The sequence below is a fragment of the Caballeronia sp. GAWG1-1 genome (genome assembly GCF_023631465.1).
Classification (GTDB): domain Bacteria; phylum Pseudomonadota; class Gammaproteobacteria; order Burkholderiales; family Burkholderiaceae; genus Caballeronia.
Map to the genome: position 1 here is coordinate 47764 of NZ_JALQDB010000045.1, position 16168 is coordinate 63931.

A 16168-nucleotide genomic window follows, 5' to 3' on the forward strand; every position below is an offset into this window, starting at 1 on the left:
CTGGGCCGTCCTCGAGCTGACGCGTGCCTGTTCGGGAAAGATCATCGGCGTCGTAAGCATCTCCAACCGCTTTTTGAATGAGTTAGCGGGTGTCACGTGACAGTTGCCAGCGCAACACAGGGTGCGTTCCTCCGGGTGGTATAATCCATACCCCTTTCGGCCTAAAATCGTATGTCCGGCCGAAGCTAGACGGCATGCTCATCTGCGCTGTGGTCAGACCTTGAGCGCCTATTTGTGCGCCGTAATCGGCGAAAAGCACTGCGACGGTCGTGCCGGTCGTCGCCGTATTCCAAAAGACGTCACTTGCGATGAGCGACGGCCCACCACTAGTGGTGGCGATGCCGCCCCCAACTCCTGGTACCTGCAGCCTGCCGGTCGCGAACGACTGCTCGATCGTGCCAAGGCTATTTTCTCCAGCCAATGCTCCCACTGCATTCAAGGGGCTTCTAACGTTGCCCGTTGCGTAGGACTGCGTGATTGTGGCTGTTGTAGTTGTTGAGCCTGTGTTGTCGCCAACCAGCCCGCCTACTGCGCCATAAGGGAATTGCGATCCTTGCGTCAACTCGACGTTCCCCGATGCAAACGACTGTCGGATCAAGCCCTCGACGTTAATTCCGACGAGACCACCAATATAGGACCCGGCGGGCCCTTTAACGTCGGCACTACTGGAAGAACGCGTGATTGTTCCCCCCCAAGATTCACCGACGAGACCTCCGGCTACAAAATCTCCAAAATACGTCGGCACCGGGCCCACCACTGTACCGCTGGTATGTACCGCAGCAATGGTGCCATAGCTGAACGCCGCCAGAATTCCGGCTTCGACCCCATCGATGACACCGGTGCTCGCGACGTTGCCCTGCACGTTCAGGTTACGTACGACTGCCCCATACCCTATCTCGGAGAACAACCCCAACTCAAAACCGCTTGCGGTCGACGACGCCGGAATCGTGAGGTTCGAGATCTTGTGCCCCATCCCGTCAAACTGGCCGGTGAAGTAGTTAGGATAAGCGCCAATGGGTGTATAAACCTTGCCGGGCGCTGGGATGATGTCAATGTCCTTACCAAGCGCATAGTTGCCAGCGAGATCCTGCGAAATTTGTTCGAGATCGTTTAGCGAATTGACGAGTCTATAGCTGGTGATCTGGCTGACGAGACCCCTGTCTTGTGGCGCTGTCCAAGCGTTGTTCGCAACGATATTTCCTTCACCGGATTTCCCGGTCATGTCGTATAACACGCTGACGATGCCCGTACTCCTCGACCAGTCGAGGGTGCCGCTGTTGAAGACGCTGCCGCCGTTGTCGAGGCTGGATGCGTCGGCGCGCAAGGTCAGATTACCCGCACCGTTGTTAGCGATGGTTGTGCCCGTCGTCACAGAGACGTTGTGGTACGCGGCAAGCGTGAGCGAAGCGGGTCCCCGCCAGCGCAGGCTCGAAGCGACGCCCAGGTTGCCCGTTGCGCCGTTGGCACCCGTCGTGGTGACCTCGACCGAGGTGCCCCGATTCAGGCTGCGCTGCAACGTGCGCGCCGCGGCACCATCGATTGTGAAGGCGGGCGTCGAGATATTCCATTGACCAGCATGAACCGCTGCGTTATTGCCAAACGCCAATTGTGCCGCTTGTGTATCGACGGTTCCGCCGCTGCCGTCCGCAGTGCGTGCGGCGATCTTGCCGAACTGCTCGACACGGCCCCCGTCGGCGACGAGCCAGACGCGGCCATTGCGGTTCGTGGTGCCCGCCGCGCGAATGCGCGTGCCTTTGCCGGCTAGCGCATACACGTTGCCATCAGCGGCCTGCAGGCTGATCTGCGCCGCCTCAATCCGCCCTTTGTTGACCACTGTGCCGTCGTTGCCAGTTTGTACGAACACCTGCTTGCTGCCGGTCGAATCCTGCAACCATATGCTCTCGCCAGCCGCGAGTTCAACCGTGCCACTGGGCGCATCCACGCTGCCAGCATTGATAACCGCGCGCCGCGCAAGGAGAAACACATTGCCGCCGCTGGAACTGATCTTGCCAAGGTTGACGACGCTCGCGTCCGACTTGCCAGACAGCTCGAGCATATTGCCGCCTGTCATGAAGGCGTCGTTACAGACATCCAGCGTCGACGCGACGAACCGCCCGCCCGTGCTGACGACGCCCGACGGCCGGACGACGATGCCCTGCGGATTGATCAAGTACAGGCTGCCTGTCGCGTTCAGATTGCCGAGGAGCGCCGAAGGCGAACCACCGGTCACCCGATTGAGCGTCGCGCCCGTGCCGTTGCTGAAAGTCACGGTGTCGCTCTTGCCGATTGAAAAGCTGCCCCAATCAATAACACCGCGAGTCGAGCCCACCTGCGTGACCACCAGCGAATTTCCTTTGTTAACGATGGTCCCCGACCCGTCGACATAACGACCCCCTTGCGGCAGCACGCCTGCCGCGAATGTTGAGGGTGCAAAGGACCATCCTGCGAGCGCAGCACCCAAAAAAAGCAGCAATGAGTGCGACGAACGCGGGCAACGCATCGGCCGTTGCTTGGGTGGCCTCATGACTTCTCCTTCCGGGGGGCGTAACTAACGTAATGATGTTCCGTAGCCGCCGCCTTGCCGCAAGCGACAACGCTACGGCGATGATTGAAGTCGCCTTTAGAAGGTGCGCGAAAGCTCCAGGCCATAGGTGACAGTGTTCGAATACCGTCAGGCAGGAGTTGTTGTGCGCAGATGTCAGTGAAGGCGTGCCGACGTTCGACCCACATGTAATCTAGGTTAAAAATCCGGAGGATACAACCAGACTACGCAGTTTGGAGAGACATGGATATGGCGCTGGACGTCATGCTTGCGGATGGGGACCAGCAGGTGAAAAGAACCCCTTTCCGGACTTGACCACTTCCACTCGAGAACGCAGCGCTGATATGACAACAGTAATAGGAGCCAACAACAGCACCGCCAGGAACCATTGCTGAGGCAACGGATCTCAGAAAACGCTTCTTTGACGCTCTAGATCAGCGGCACAGATCGCCACCCGAACGTCGAGTGTCTGAAGCGTAGCGAAGATCCATCTATGTGTTGGAAAGGCGACTTGGCACCCAAAAGCTGCATTGATAGAAAGCCATGCTGCAAAACAAAATCGACGCTGATGGTGCCTTGAAAGTTCAAGGCCTCTTATTCGGTTGTAACGATCTGAAAAACCCGGTGGCCGCCTCATGCAGCGGCATCTAAACCGCCGCCCGCGCGAATACCGTTTTAATCGTCAACATGGTGCCCCGGCAACCTGCCGTTCCGCATCGACAGGCATAGAGGTTTTTAAGCGCTAACGTCTTCCGGCCTTCGACGAAGAGCCGATAGTCGATGAAAAGCTCCTCGCCAGGCTCAAGATCTCGCAACGCTTGAAAGAAGACGCGACTGCCTTCTTGCTTGGCTTCACAGTTTGGTTCACAGCTATGGTTCACCCAACGCGCTGAGTTTCCGCCCTGCGCCCCGTCGATCACGCGCCCGTCCTGCAGATCGAAATAGAAAGTATGGCCGTCCTCCGCCGCCCGACGTTCATAGCGCCGCTGGGCCGTCGCCTAGGAGATGAGCTTGCCTTTGTATTCAAGAATCGTTGCGCCCGCGTTGATGGTGACCAGGGCAAACACTCCGCGCCCGTGAAGGGGGAGCGACGAACAAGGAAACGACGTATAGGCATTTGGAGATGAACGGATTGTGGCGAGCCAGTCACTACTTCACGCGGCCGACCAAGAGCTTGGCATAATGAGATCGACGCATCCTACTATTTCTTTCATGCTCTCATCGACCGGCAGTCGCACAAGGCGAAAACCGTCGCGCGGAACACTCGCCCGCTATCAGGATCGCATTGTCGAGGTTTTGGGCGAAGCCCGCGGTCAGCGCGTGATGATTCGATCCATTCACCCCGATGGACGCGAACGGCTGACGGCAGTGAAAATGACAAGTCTCCTACCGCTAGAGAGTCATCTGTTTTGATCAAGCGCCCATGAGAGTCGCTCGCTCAGCTTCGATTGACTGCATCCTTGAAGCTCATTCCTGCCGTGAATTCGACAGTCTTGGCTGCCGCTATCTCGATCGTCGCGCCGGTTGACGGGTTGCGACCGGTGCGTGCAGCGCGTTCGCCGCTGCCGAAAGTGCCGAAGCCGATTAGCTGTACGGCATTGCCCGCAGCGACCTCTTTCGAAATCGTGGCAAGCACTGCATTGACTATTTCCTCCGCGACGCCTTTGTTAGTCCCTGCCTGTGTCGCGATGGCATCGATCAATTCCTGCTTGTTCATTGCGATCCTCTCAAAAGTGGTTGAATGCCATCTACCGATCCTTAATGACGGGCGAACCGTAGCTCGCGTATCAATTGATACGCATTGGCGAGACCGCGACGAGATATGGCTTACTTTTGAACAGCAGTTGGTGCCGCTTCTCCCTCCTAGCTGATGGCGACACTGTTTGCAACACACCTTTGATATGGCTTACCGCCGAACCTCGTTCATCGTACGCACAGCCTTCTAGGCGTCTGGCTTCCCGCGTACTGGGTTAGGAAGTTCTGCAATTGGCCACGAAATTTGCATACGATGCCCGCTCGCGAATTCAATGGTGATAATTCGTATTATCATGCTTGCATTTAGTGGCGGTGGCTTGCCACTGGCGACTAGCGGCGTCGGAGCGATTCCATTCGGTAGTCCAACGATCGTACTCATATGTACTACATATCGGTTCATATCGTAGCCCAATGGGCGCCACGAATTTACGCCACGCGGAGTTCATCGCTCACGCCGACGTCCACCTGTCTCTGTGCAAGCTCTTCGACGTCAAGCTCAAGTGCAGACAGCTGGGCAACTTGGACGGGAAGCAACGCGTAGGCGATGCGAAGCTCATGGAGGCGTACCTTCCAGTAATGAACGCTTATCGGCAAGGGAGTTGATGCTGTACGTATTGCCGTCACCACTTCCCGTAAATGAGCGGGTTCACGGTCAGCTTCCAGGGAGGTTCGCTTGAGCACGCCGGGCGAAGTAGCGGGGACATGATGTTTTCGGTCAACTGCGAATGTCTTCATACGCTGTGCATCTCCTGATCCATTGACACCAGCGTATCGAGGCTCTCGAGAAGTCAAGGAAGGATGCGGGCGCGTAACCGGCCTTGGGCCTTGGCTGTGAACGATGGGGCCATGCCGGACTCGCGCGAAGGCGTGAGCAGCGCAAGCGCTGCATCGGCCGATACCCTTCCTCTTTTTCAGGGCCCCGCGGCTTCCATGCGCGCGTGCAGCGCTCGCCCCATTAGCGAATCCGCATTTCGGATCAGGCGTCGCACCCAATCGTCCACCGCTACCTTCGGAACGCGACCCGCGAGCACTGCGGCAACGAGGGAATCTAGGCATCAACGACGTTAATTACCGGGATTTCGTAGCCGTAGCCGGCCTCCATCAACGCAGCGCAACAGGGCACGCTCCGTCGCAAACGGCGCCTGCGTCGCCTCGTAATCTCGCGCCGCGCGGACGAGCGTTTTCGGATCGGTGGCGCTAGGCTGACCAAGAGACCAACGACTAACGCGTTGGGAGCAGCGAGCAGATGACACTCTGCTATCGGTCTGTCAGTCCGGAGAACGACCGCCTCCGTCGAGCAAAATGGGATGTTGCGCTTCCCATTCCCTAAGGGTTTTCGCCAACTCCTCCGCGAGCAATTTTTCGTTGGGAAGCACTGTGTGGTACTCGGCGGCAAGCACGGGCAGGCCGTCGAGCGCATACCTGCTGCGCGATTTTGGTGTCGTCGGCGTCTTCGCTGGCATCACAGCAACAATGCTCGTCGTTGCGATCGCGATTGGCGCCTTTGGGCCAAGAACAGACGGATTGCGACTGGAGGAGATCAACCAACATTGACGACTTCGCCCCATCGCTCAAAGGAAGACGGAGCCGCTGTTCTAACGGGTGCAAAGGGCAGCCGCCGTCACGGCAAAGGTGGGGCAAGGGAAGACGTTTGGTAGTTGTTGAGATATTTCTGCGCACGTTCGGGCATTTTTTGGCCTGAATTCCAACTTATTCCAGGGGGCGCGTAACGCAACATATAGGCGCAGCATATGTCAAAGTAAAGCCGGGCCAACGATAGCAGGATGCCTTCGTGCGCCAGCCCCTCGTGATAAATCTCGTTACGATAGTTGTGAAGGATGTTGATGGTACGCGCGCTTTTCGGCGTCGAGGCCAGCTTCGATCTTGGCTAAGGCCACCTTGTCAGAAAAGGAACCAAGGAAGGCTTTTTGAAGCTGTAACTCATAAGGATAGGTTTTGCCGTCATAGCGCCAACTCCCGACTTCGGCGCACTTATCTTTTACAATCTGATGCAAGATTAATTCGACTGCATTGTCGGTCAGCATCAGACCGAAGCGTGCATTGTGCACGTCGCCCTTGCATATATGCTCTAAAGCGAAATCCAGTTGCTCGACCACGCCTGCTAGAAAAAGAAGCATGTACCCTCACATATTCCGTCCCGCATTACCGCTGCGAGCTGCGATTGGCCTTAATGCGAATTTTGGGATCGCAGTCGCCGCACGCCTAGTTGCGTTGTTAAAGACCTCCCACGCCATAGTCTCGTCTATCCCATAGGACAAGATTTTGAGTTCTAGACAATAAAGCCCGGAATGTCCGAAGAAAGCTGGCATCTGTTCTATTCCGATTTCAAGTTTCGTCCAATGCTGAAGTGTGAAACCAGCTTCATGGGCAATAAAACGCGCCACCGCGGTGAGATTTTCTTCTTTGCCATGGGACGGATCACGAAACGCAACATTGACATATGAGCCAACATAAACCGTCGGAACATTTTCGCCATTGAAGTTTGCCTGGAAGATCCCTGCTTCGCAGCCGAGGGTCATCAGGTATTCGCTTTCGCAGTTGAGGGTTCTGACAAGGGTTGCAAAGCCGGGCCGACCTCTCAACTCGGGAATGTTTTCGATCTCGTCCGGGCGTGCCCGTAAGTCGAAGAATCCATGATTAAAGGTCCCATCTTGATGGTCGACGGCTCTATACGGAACGGCTGGCCCCCACTTGTCGGATTTGAAAATTACGGCCGTCTCGGTGTGTTCCAAAATTTGATCTGACATGCTGGTTTCCATCAAGCGTCACCTTCCGCCGGCCGGCGTTTCGGCTTCCCTGGGATTTGCGGTTTGAGCTTATCGACCTGGTCGTGCAGTATGAAATTTCGATGGAAAAAGGATTCCACAATATCCATCATCGTCGCTAGCTGTTTTGGTTGCGGTTTCCATGCTCGGTGCACAGCTGCACTACCAGCATCAGCGAGCACAGCCAACGTGTCCTTCTCCGCTTTGCCGACTTTCCCCGCGACGAACAGATCGTCCATTTTTTCTTGAAAAGTTTTCGCTGGATCTATTCCCAACAGGTCCGTGGCGCGGTCGAATGCCGTCCTCATCCCTGTAGCCGACAGGATCGCAAGATCGCCGTCGAGGCCGGCGTACACCTCAGTAAGAATGCTGTGGAGACTAGCGTCTATGATGAATAGCTCGTTAAGCCAAGAGGGACGTGCGCGCTTCAAGGGTGACGGCCAGTACGAATAGTCGACAACGTACTGCTGCTGCTCGTTGCCTGCGGCATCGTAGTAGTAGTCGACGTTTTCGGAGAAGACCTCGGCGCGCTGTACGTAGACGGTGTCGCAGCCCCGGCACTTCAAAATCCGGAAGTCGATTTGCCCCCAAATGGGATGGTCGTCGTCCTCCCACTTATGTTTATAAGCTGCGACGACATCGCCGTTTTTGCCTGCCCCGCATTCCGGACAGTGGCCTTTGAGGATATTTTCCGCAGCGGGCATCGTTTCTTCCTTTTCAATGGTTTGAGCGTGACGCCAAACGCAGCTTCGATCGGCTTCGCGGCATTATATTGTCGCGTGGCGTGGCAAAGGTTGCCATCATCTCATTGCGAGGCATTGTTCTCTAATTTCCGCGCTTCCCGCGTTGAAATAAGGAACGTTGCCATCGTCCCTGACAAATTCGCCGCTAGTTCCGCATGCCGGGGGAAGGCCGAGCGCGCAACGGTCCAATACTATACGCGTCACCTAGCTTGTTGCGCAGTGAACCGAGGCCTTGGACGGTCAACTGGTAGCCGCCGAGGATTTGCTTAGATATGACCTCTATATAATCGTCGGGGGCAAGTTTAAGGATTGTGGCGAGCTGTGTTATCACGAAAAATTCGTGTTGTAACTGTCTTTGTAGGGTGCATCTTTATAAAGATTTTTTTGAGTCACTCGTTTGTGAATAAAGGGAAGGAGATCTTTAAAATCTTTGCAGCCTGTCCCGGATATCCGGTTGAAGTCCGTAGGAGAGACGCAAAAATCCTCCGTAGCGTTCTCTTTTGCGGACGGATTTTTACGAGCGTCGTCTGCCGTTAGACTTTTTCCCGCGGCGTCCTGGGCGTAATAAAAAACATCTCCCAAAGGGACTGCGGCGTAGCCTTTACACGAATTGGTACCCACCGTGATCCATCCCTGCACTCGAAAACTCGTATATTCTGGTCCTTCTCGAAATGCGGTAGCGATCGTGATTGGGCCGTTGGTCTGGTTGCAGAAAGTCCATACAAACATTTTCGGATTTTTCGGGGCGGGTTTTTGCACTCCAAGTTGCGTACTGTCAAAGAAATCGCGATCGTAAAGTCCAGGATCAGCGTCTGAATCAGCGCTAACGGACGCGTCGCTTGTTGGACTACTTGACGCCGGACTTGCAGCCGAAGCAATAACCGGTTCACTGGGCGGTAAATTGGACTGAGTCTCCGTGGCCCTCGTGCCGGGGCCGGTGGCCGCGCTGACACCGTCATTAGAAGTTTTCGCTGCTGCCGATGAAGCCCCGGTTGTCACAGCCTGCGAAGAGCCATTGAATAATTGAGAGCCCCTGAGCACTGTGTAGGCAACGATGACGACTGCCACGAAAAATGAGCACAGAGCAAACCATAGCAGGCTAAGTGCCGGCAGGCGCAGGTCTTGTGTTGGCAGCTTCGTGATCGCGATAAAAACCAGCACAACAATCATAAAACCGACCAGAATTCCAGCACCGACCAGGAGCTGTGAAGTGCTTAGCCCAAATCGAGTGATGATAAGGACCGCTGCACACAACGCTACAACCGCTATCGCGTAGACCATCCCCGGTAGTTGTTTTACTGCCTCTTTCAGAACAGTCCACGGATCCACAAATCCCCCCTTTCTCGACAGTTGACGCTATCGGCTCTTTTTGAAGCGGAGTCGTGCAAGGTGCTATATGTGTTGTCATATGCAAAGGCGGTAACCGCGTGTTCGGCAAACCAATGCGAAGTGTGCGGGGATTCGATCAGTCGCAGAGGCAGGGGAAACTCTCGCCACAGAATATCCTTCAATTCCTATATGATGAATGATAACGTCCTTTATCATTCATGATCCTTCCCGCCCAAAGTCTGATATGACAAACGAGATCGCCACCATCGCCCGGGGACCGGAATTCAGGCCGCCGGCCGTGTTCGCGCCGGACCCGGCCGCCGCGAAGCGCTTTCTCGAGTTTTTTACCGCCAACATCCGAAATCCAAACACGCGCCGGGCCTATTGACGGGCCGTGCGCGAGTTTGCCGCCTGGTGGGACCAACACGGCGGCGGCGAGCTGCGCGACATCGAGCCGTTCCACATCGCCGCTTATGTCGAAACCCTGCAGCTCAGATTGTCCGCTCCATCGATCAAGGTCCACCTGGCGGCCGTCAAAATGCTGTTTGACTGGCTGGTTGTCGGTCAGGTCGTCGCCGTCAATCCTGCAGCCGTCGTCCGCGGTCCGAAGCACTCCGTCAGGCAAGGATCAACCCCTGTGTTATCGAAGGAAGACACGCGAACCCTCCTGGATTCGATTGACGTTTCGACGCCCATTGGATTGCGCGACCGTGCCTTGATCGCGCTGATGACTTATACATTTGCCCGGGTCGGCGTCGTCATAAAAATGCAGGCCGAGGATGTGTACGAGAAAAACCGGCGTCTATGGGTTTGCTTGCACGAGAAAGGCGGCAAGCTGCACGACATGCCGGCGCATCACTCCCTTGAAGAATATCTGCATGTCTATCTTTCTCAGACCGGCATGCAAGAAGGGTTCTTATTCCGGTCGGCAGTGGCACGAACAGGACAGCTAACCGATAAGCCGATGTCGCAGTCAGACGTTTACCGGATGATCCGGCGCCGCGTCGTCGCCGCCGGCATTGAGGGCGGACGATCGCGAAAGACCGGGTGTCACTCGTTCCGGGCGACCGGCATCACCGAGTACCTTCGCAACGATGGAAAGCTGGAAACAGCCCAGAAAATGGCGAACCATGAAAGCTCGCGAACGACCGGGCTTTACGACAGGCGCGACGACCAGGTTTCGCTCGACGAGGTCGAACAGATCAGAATCTAGCGGCAACTGGGACCAAACGGCGAAGCCGCCGGTCCCAATTGAGATTGTGGACCTAGTGGACGACCAGATTGCCGCTGGCGATGAGGTCGGTCACATGGGTATCAAGGCCCCGGTCACGCCTGTCAGCGTGGCAACGTTGACAAAACTATGCCCGGTAGCAGTGCCATCCGTATCCACCGAAACCACGGTATTCGACCCGCTGGTGGTCAGGTGCACGAAGTCCGTGATTGCCTGATGAACCGGGTCGTAGGACGACAGCTCCGACACAATCTATATCTCTGCAGGTCCGACGGGCTCAAACGAAAATCGCGGAGATCCAGTTTATCCCCCTGCGAAGTGCCGAAATTCGCCAACTGTGAACGATGTCCCCATGGCGGCCGCTTTGAACACAAAGATGTCCGCACCCAAGTCACCATATAGGGTGTCGGCACCGCCTCCGCCCGTGATCGTATCGTTCCCCGCTCCGCCGTGAATGACGTTCGCGCTGGTGTTGCCGGTCAGGGTATCTTTGTAAGCCGAACCCAGAACGGTACCGCAATTCATGCTGTTGACGGACTTAAAGAAAATCAGATCCTCGTCTTTTGTGAACGTTCGAGGAATTATCGCTATGTAAAAATCGGTCTGCTCACGAGATTGTGTAAGTCTTTTTTCTTTGCTGATTGTTTCGTTTAAAAATGGATATTCTGAGAGATTTTATATTTATCAGACACTGCGGCAAATTTGAATCGCTGCAGATCTCGGTTTGTTTTCCGAGGCTTTTCCATCTCTTAGAGCGAACCCTGCTTGAAGGATAAGAATGGCGGCGATCAAAGGTTTAATTATCTGTCTCATCGACTGCTTCTTTGCTGGTCTAGTTGCTATTTTTTAGCATTGCCCGCCTCGCTTGAAAAAACTAGCCCCAATATTTTTAGTTTTTGATGTATTTAAATTGACGTTACAACCAAGCTCTGAATGTGAGGGCATTCCGACTATGGCCACTAAATTTGGTGTACCGGCGTCGTCGGCCGGGTCTAGAGCGGCGTTGATCCGAGCCCCAAAGGCGATATCATTGATATTAGGGCGATCCATTTGCCCGATCCCTTTGCTGTGAAAACCAAAAAGCCACCAAGGCAGATCCCTGGTGGCCGGAGGTTAAACACTGTCAATTAGACCGGCGCGGCAGTCTTTAGCCGCGAGGCTTGGACATGCACTGCCGCCCCCCGGCCTAAGGCGCGAGGGCGTCTTTTCAGCAGACGCGAGCCGCTAATCGAGGGGTGTTTAAGGCCCCGGACCGGACAACGCCGACCCAACTTCAACCTGAAACGGCGCGCATCGGTTGTGAAGGGTAAAAATGATCGCGCGTAGCGGTTTTGGGTGTGGAAGCGGATTTCTAACTCTTGACCTTTCACGCCCACCTTGCCTTCATACCTTCGCAGGGTTGGGGGGCGCGACTAGCCCCCGAAATATGAAGCGGCAAAGCCTTGGTTAGACGCACGGAATCGGCCTGGCTGACGGCACCATTCGTGCTAAATCAAATGGAAACAGGCAGGAGGTCGTTATGTGCTACGGAAATCCGGCCGCAATGCTGTCAGCCTTGTTGGAGGCGCACCCGCTGGAGCCAAATTAGAACGGGCATACGCTTGAAGACGATTTCGAGCACTTTTGCGCGTATTCCGGGCTGAGCGAAAAGGCTGTCGGCCCGATCGCGTTTGCCTGGGCCAAACTGGCGTATTTCAACGGGACGGGGCCGCGCCCTGCCCTGCAACACGGGCTAACCTATGACGCCTTCATGTCCCAGCTGGGAATGCTGCTGCGTGACGAGCCAGCCGGCAGGGTGGCGCTGCTGACCGATTATGCAATCGCATGGTGGAGCGGGCCGGAAATCGTCTTTGCGTATCTCCGAGACGAAGATCCAGGCCAGGTCGACGAGGAATTCAACCTCGACGACTACCATTGGGAGGAATGGAAACCACGCCTGATCGCTTGGCTGGCAAAGCCGGTCTTTGTCGACCGGCCGCAGGTCGCGGAATGGCGCAGCGATGCTCCGCCTTTCGACGCGCCGTGACGATACCGAACCTTAAGCAGGGGACCTACGCCCTTTGTCCTAAGCGTAGGTTTCATTTCGTCGTTCCGTTTACTAATCTCCTTCTAGCGCCTGAAATATTGAAATAAGACTTCCAGGAGCGGTCTGGGCAGTTTGGTCTCGACGGACGGCCGAAGCTCGACCGTCAAGGTGGAATGTGGAATCGCTACGGAAATCCTATGGCTAAGGAGAGTTCGAAGTCGACAATCTTGGTCGCCATCATCGGCGCCATTGCCACCATCGTGGCGGCCGTCATTGGATGGATGAGCCACTCCGCAGAGCCGTCTGCGCAGAACAGCGGGGCACACACCACAACTATTACTGGAGACAATAATTCGACCGTCACTGGGAATGACAACTCGACGATTTCCAACAGCCCGGGGGCCACCATCGGCGAAGTTCTCAGCCCTTTCGACACACAGAACGCCGTGATGATCGGGACGGGTTATGGGACTTATATCATGGGCGATCCGCCTTCCTGGATGCATAAAGACAATGTTGCCTGGTTCATGATTGGCTTCTCGAACTCCTCGCACAGAGAACTGAAAAACGTATCGTTTTCCATGTTCACCGATAAAAATCTGGATGAAAAGCCCGCCTTATATTTCACTGCCGACGCAGTCAATACTCACGATTACGAACAGAAGAAATTCATCTTTGACGAAAACCGTCCGTTACCTCAATCGGTGACTCTGTGCGTGAGTTTCGATGGCGAGACGCCACAGCAATATATCAATATTGTGCATTATGCCGTTCGGCGCGATTCGCCGCCCGGTCACCTACCCGCAGCCATAAACTACTCATATAAATTCGTCGGAAAATATACTATTTTCACGTCCGATCGCCCGAACGATTGTGCCCGCAAAGGTGAAACCCACGACGTGGACCTTTCGAAATCGAGGTTTTATTATTGAAGGGCGGCCCCCTGTTTAGGCGCAAGGAACGGCTATTCAGGGATGATTTTCTTCACCTCGGTCTCCGCTACCTGATACAGCCCGGCCGCCTCGTATTGACGGACGGATGTCACCAGCTGCTTGGCCCGCTCTACTCGATCCTTTCGCCACTGCGCTTCCATGTAGCCGACGCCCAGATTATTGATCATTGTGAATGTCACGTCGAAAGCGCCCGGTCGCCACGCCGCGCTCCAGGATCGTGCTGATGACTTCGACCACCGGGCAGCTCGCGCCGAGCATCGCGCGGCTCTGGGCCGAAAGCGTCAATCCGCGCGGCCTGAAGGCAATACAGCCGGACGTTTATCTCAAGGTATGGGCTCAATCGAATCCGCGTATCAGCGCAGACTTCATCCTGTTCGACGAGGCTCAAGATAGCGACGGCATCATGCTGTCCGTCCTTGCACGGCAGCGGCATGCGCAGACGATTTACGTCGGCGATCCCTATCAGCAGATCTACGAGTGGCGCGGTGCCGTCAACGCGATGGCGCAGATCGATGCGCCCGAGCGGCCGCTGACAGAGTCGTTTCGCTTTGGGCCCACCTTCGCTGGACTTGCGAGCTGTGTGCTCGCGCTTCTCGGCGAGGCCACGCCGATCCGAGGCCAGCCCAGCATCGGCTCGATCATGGTCGAAGACCCGTCAGTGCAGCCACCGGTGGACGCAGTGCTTTGCCGCAAGAACGCGACCGCAATCTGGCAGTTCGCGGCGGGCATTGAGATGGGCCATCGACCGGCGCTTCGCATGAACCCGAGTGAGATCATCGCGTTCGCCGACGGTGCCGATCAGTTGCTCAACGGAAGGCGGGCTTTCCGGCCGACCGCCCTGTCGCTCTTCGAGAACTGGAGAGAAGCGCAGGCCTTCGCGCGCAGCGCGGTCGGGCGCGACTTGCTGCCGGTTGTCGAGATCGTCGACGATCGCGGTACCGACTACTTGCGGGCGCTCGCTCAGCGTCAGACGCCCGAGGCACAAGCCGACTATGTCATCTCGACCATTCATCGCGCGAAGGGGCTTGAATGGAAGCGCGTGCGGATCGTCAATGACTTCCGCTTCAAGATGGTCGACGGTCGGCTGACGCTGGATGAGGACGAGATGCGGCTGCTGTACGTCGCGCTCACGCGTGCTCAGCATGTGCTCGACATCTCGGATGTGCGGGATGAGTTGCTGCGGCTCTTTAACGTGCCCAAGGCGGCACGCCGATAAGCGGTCAGGCCGCCTGTGCTTGCAACGCGGCGTCGCGCTCGAGCGCTGCTTCCGCGGCCGCCTTCGTCTTGCCTGCTCGCGACGGCGGCTGGCAGATGCCGCAGACCATCGAGTGCGACGGCTCATGAGCGTGCGCGACAAACTTGCCGCGGCAACGCGTACAGCCGGCGAGACGAAGGATCCCTGCGTCCTTGAAACGGATAAAGGTCCAGGCGCGCGTCAGGTCCATCTGCAGCGGCTCGCCGTTCAGTTCGAAGTGCTCCGCATACAGCGAATAGGCGCGCGTCAGCAGGTCGACGCGGTCCAGCCCTTTGCTGTTCGCTTCCAAGAACGCGTAGACGTTAGCAAACATCGACGTGTGGATGTTTGGCGCCCACGTCAGATACCAGTCCTCGGAAAAAGGCAGCATGCCCTTGGGCGGCGAGGCGCCCTTCACTTCGCGGTATAGACGGATCAGTCGCTCGCGCGAGAGAGTCGGGATTTCGGACTCCAGCACCTGCATGCGCGCGCCGAGCTTGATCAGCGCGATTGCGCGCATGACTTGAGCAGCTTCGTCAGCGAGGCTTTTCGAGGCGGTCGTCGCGGTCATGGTCAGGCTGCCAGCAGAGCGTCGTCGGTTACTGCCGAGACCGGCGCTTCGCTGTTGCGGCCAGCGAGGCCGGCGAGCATCGCATCCGTGCTCATGCGGAAGAAGCACAGCACTTGCGACGATGATGCAAGCTTCTGCGCTTGCTCCGGCGAAAGCTTGAGAAGCAGGTTGGCCATTTCCACTGTGAGACCCAGATGCGACTGTGCCGCTTCCCGGTCCGATGCCAGGACGCGTCGCGCGAGCATCAGATACGACATGTTCAATTCGCGGATAGCACTGAGATCGGAGGTGGCGTTCATGGCGGCAGACCGTAAGTATTGTTGACTTGCTTATCGCGCCGTCCGTAGGCGCAAAAGAATTGTCTGATCTACAACCGACCTTTGCAACAATTTGTTACCTCGGGTTAACGTTTGCTATGAAGTAAAGAGCTCCCTCTAATCGTTACCGGTGAATTATCTCTCCCCGGAAAGTGGCGCGTCATTCGAACATTGTTCCGTCTATTGCGCCACGTAAATAATTTAATTGCGGTAGCCGCTGGCCACATCCGGGTTCGGTCGCTTGCTAACATGGTAACATTTGCCTTACTTTAAAATTTACCGACGTCTATTTACGACAAACTTACCCGCACGACTTCCCGCTCCTCCCCGCGCCAGCTCGCTACGCGCGAGATTCGATTTGGAACACGCCGACGGTGCCGCTGACGCAAGTCGACTCACTGCCGCCGGTCGGGCTGTCTGGAGTTCAACGGCCGGTAACGGAGTGGTCCGGTCATCCAAGCCAGTTTCTCAAAGATAGTAGTTCGGCCGTTGCGGACCCTCGATGAGGCTCTGCCGAACGTCGGCAATAGTTACAGTTTCGACAGTGGCGGCTGCGCACTGCGGGGATGACCGCTTTAGGGATGCCGCGACTCATGGTTTCAGCCCTATGCAACTTTTCGACCCTGTAGGCCGAATGTCTCTGGTTGACGTGCAAAGGACAGTCGCTTGTAAGAACGACCG

Annotated in this window: 16 protein-coding genes and 3 pseudogenes; 6 read left to right on the forward strand and 13 right to left on the reverse strand. The window is 56.3% G+C overall.

Going from position 1 to position 16168, the window contains the following annotated elements; translation table 11 throughout:
* Positions 1-82: 82 nt before the first annotated feature.
* From NCT03_RS30115 to NCT03_RS30130, 4 genes and pseudogenes are all read right to left on the reverse strand, one after another.
* Positions 83-2524 (reverse strand): two-partner secretion domain-containing protein, encoded by a 2442-nt coding sequence (locus tag NCT03_RS30115; protein ID WP_250495045.1) that lies wholly within the window; start codon positions 2522-2524, stop codon positions 83-85.
* A 665-nt stretch (positions 2525-3189) separates the two neighbouring features.
* Positions 3190-3653: pseudogene (locus NCT03_RS30120) on the reverse strand (SET domain-containing protein).
* A 327-nt stretch (positions 3654-3980) separates the two neighbouring features.
* Positions 3981-4259, reverse strand: coding sequence for an HU family DNA-binding protein (locus NCT03_RS30125; protein ID WP_250495047.1), 279 nt, complete (start codon positions 4257-4259; stop codon positions 3981-3983).
* A gap of 464 nt (positions 4260-4723) precedes the next feature.
* On the reverse strand, positions 4724-5032 hold the full coding sequence (locus NCT03_RS30130; RefSeq protein WP_250495048.1) for a hypothetical protein: 309 nt from the start codon (positions 5030-5032) through the stop codon (positions 4724-4726).
* Positions 5033-5680: 648 nt separating this feature from the next.
* Between NCT03_RS30130 and NCT03_RS34425 the strand changes: the two are divergent.
* Positions 5681-5851: pseudogene (locus NCT03_RS34425) on the forward strand (MFS transporter); the annotation flags it as partial.
* A gap of 266 nt (positions 5852-6117) precedes the next feature.
* Here NCT03_RS34425 and NCT03_RS30140 read toward each other — a convergent pair.
* From NCT03_RS30140 to NCT03_RS34225, 4 genes are all read right to left on the reverse strand, one after another.
* Positions 6118-6435, reverse strand: coding sequence for a hypothetical protein (locus NCT03_RS30140; RefSeq protein WP_250495050.1), 318 nt, complete (start codon positions 6433-6435; stop codon positions 6118-6120).
* A gap of 6 nt (positions 6436-6441) precedes the next feature.
* A complete protein-coding gene (locus tag NCT03_RS30145) occupies positions 6442-7065 on the reverse strand; it encodes a hypothetical protein (RefSeq protein ID WP_250495052.1) in 624 nt (207 codons plus the stop codon).
* A gap of 11 nt (positions 7066-7076) precedes the next feature.
* Positions 7077-7787: a DUF4145 domain-containing protein gene (locus NCT03_RS30150; RefSeq protein WP_250495053.1), complete on the reverse strand. Its 711-nt coding sequence runs from the start codon at positions 7785-7787 to the stop codon at positions 7077-7079.
* A gap of 366 nt (positions 7788-8153) precedes the next feature.
* On the reverse strand, positions 8154-9155 hold the full coding sequence (locus NCT03_RS34225; protein WP_250495055.1) for a DUF1036 domain-containing protein: 1002 nt from the start codon (positions 9153-9155) through the stop codon (positions 8154-8156).
* Between the two features lie 244 nt (positions 9156-9399).
* On the opposite strand from NCT03_RS34225, the gene NCT03_RS30160 reads away from it, so the two are divergent.
* Together NCT03_RS30160 and NCT03_RS30165 are read left to right on the forward strand one after the other, a co-directional pair.
* The gene (locus tag NCT03_RS30160) at positions 9400-9543 is read left to right on the forward strand and encodes a hypothetical protein (RefSeq protein ID WP_250495057.1); all 144 of its coding nucleotides are present in this window, start codon (positions 9400-9402) and stop codon (positions 9541-9543) included.
* Positions 9544-9549: 6 nt separating this feature from the next.
* A complete protein-coding gene (locus NCT03_RS30165; protein ID WP_250495059.1) occupies positions 9550-10368 on the forward strand; it encodes a tyrosine-type recombinase/integrase in 819 nt (272 codons plus the stop codon).
* A gap of 90 nt (positions 10369-10458) precedes the next feature.
* Here the strand turns inward: NCT03_RS30165 and NCT03_RS34230 are convergent, their stop codons facing one another.
* Both NCT03_RS34230 and NCT03_RS34235 read right to left on the reverse strand, forming a co-directional pair.
* Positions 10459-10635 carry a type I secretion C-terminal target domain-containing protein gene (locus NCT03_RS34230; protein WP_350030186.1) on the reverse strand — a complete coding sequence of 59 codons (177 nt, stop codon included), beginning with the start codon at positions 10633-10635 and terminating at the stop codon, positions 10459-10461.
* A 54-nt stretch (positions 10636-10689) separates the two neighbouring features.
* Complete coding sequence (locus NCT03_RS34235; RefSeq protein ID WP_350030187.1) at positions 10690-10911, reverse strand: calcium-binding protein; 222 nt, start codon at positions 10909-10911, stop codon at positions 10690-10692.
* Between the two features lie 1225 nt (positions 10912-12136).
* Between NCT03_RS34235 and NCT03_RS30170 the strand changes: the two genes are divergently transcribed.
* The gene (locus NCT03_RS30170) at positions 12137-12412 is read left to right on the forward strand and encodes a hypothetical protein (RefSeq protein ID WP_250495061.1); all 276 of its coding nucleotides are present in this window, start codon (positions 12137-12139) and stop codon (positions 12410-12412) included.
* Positions 12413-12639: 227 nt separating this feature from the next.
* Complete coding sequence (locus tag NCT03_RS30175) at positions 12640-13344, forward strand: hypothetical protein (protein ID WP_250495062.1); 705 nt, start codon at positions 12640-12642, stop codon at positions 13342-13344.
* A gap of 32 nt (positions 13345-13376) precedes the next feature.
* Here NCT03_RS30175 and NCT03_RS30180 read toward each other — a convergent pair whose 3' ends face one another.
* Positions 13377-13532: a hypothetical protein gene (locus tag NCT03_RS30180; protein WP_250495064.1), complete on the reverse strand. Its 156-nt coding sequence runs from the start codon at positions 13530-13532 to the stop codon at positions 13377-13379.
* Positions 13533-13609: 77 nt separating this feature from the next.
* Between NCT03_RS30180 and NCT03_RS30185 the strand changes: the two are divergent.
* Positions 13610-14581 (forward strand): annotated as a pseudogene (locus tag NCT03_RS30185) (3'-5' exonuclease); the annotation flags it as partial.
* Between the two features lie 4 nt (positions 14582-14585).
* Here the strand turns inward: NCT03_RS30185 and flhC are convergent.
* Complete coding sequence (flhC, locus tag NCT03_RS30190; protein ID WP_250495068.1) at positions 14586-15170, reverse strand: flagellar transcriptional regulator FlhC; 585 nt, start codon at positions 15168-15170, stop codon at positions 14586-14588.
* Between the two features lie 2 nt (positions 15171-15172).
* A complete protein-coding gene (locus NCT03_RS30195) occupies positions 15173-15469 on the reverse strand; it encodes a flagellar transcriptional regulator FlhD (protein ID WP_250495069.1) in 297 nt (98 codons plus the stop codon).
* Between the last annotated feature and the right edge of the window lie 699 nt (positions 15470-16168).

Coding starts and splice junctions, on each gene's coding strand:
- NCT03_RS30115 (WP_250495045.1), bottom strand. CDS start 2,524: ATGAGGCCACCCAAGCAACGGCCGATGCGTTGCCCGCGTTCGTCGCAC.
- NCT03_RS30125 (WP_250495047.1), bottom strand. CDS start 4,259: ATGAACAAGCAGGAATTGATCGATGCCATCGCGACACAGGCAGGGACT.
- NCT03_RS30130 (WP_250495048.1), bottom strand. CDS start 5,032: ATGAAGACATTCGCAGTTGACCGAAAACATCATGTCCCCGCTACTTCG.
- NCT03_RS30140 (WP_250495050.1), bottom strand. CDS start 6,435: ATGCTTCTTTTTCTAGCAGGCGTGGTCGAGCAACTGGATTTCGCTTTA.
- NCT03_RS30145 (WP_250495052.1), bottom strand. CDS start 7,065: ATGTCAGATCAAATTTTGGAACACACCGAGACGGCCGTAATTTTCAAA.
- NCT03_RS30150 (WP_250495053.1), bottom strand. CDS start 7,787: ATGCCCGCTGCGGAAAATATCCTCAAAGGCCACTGTCCGGAATGCGGG.
- NCT03_RS30160 (WP_250495057.1), top strand. CDS start 9,400: ATGACAAACGAGATCGCCACCATCGCCCGGGGACCGGAATTCAGGCCG.
- NCT03_RS34235 (WP_350030187.1), bottom strand. CDS start 10,911: ATGAATTGCGGTACCGTTCTGGGTTCGGCTTACAAAGATACCCTGACC.
- NCT03_RS30170 (WP_250495061.1), top strand. CDS start 12,137: ATGTCCCAGCTGGGAATGCTGCTGCGTGACGAGCCAGCCGGCAGGGTG.
- NCT03_RS30180 (WP_250495064.1), bottom strand. CDS start 13,532: ATGATCAATAATCTGGGCGTCGGCTACATGGAAGCGCAGTGGCGAAAG.
- flhC (WP_250495068.1), bottom strand. CDS start 15,170: ATGACCGCGACGACCGCCTCGAAAAGCCTCGCTGACGAAGCTGCTCAA.
- NCT03_RS30195 (WP_250495069.1), bottom strand. CDS start 15,469: ATGAACGCCACCTCCGATCTCAGTGCTATCCGCGAATTGAACATGTCG.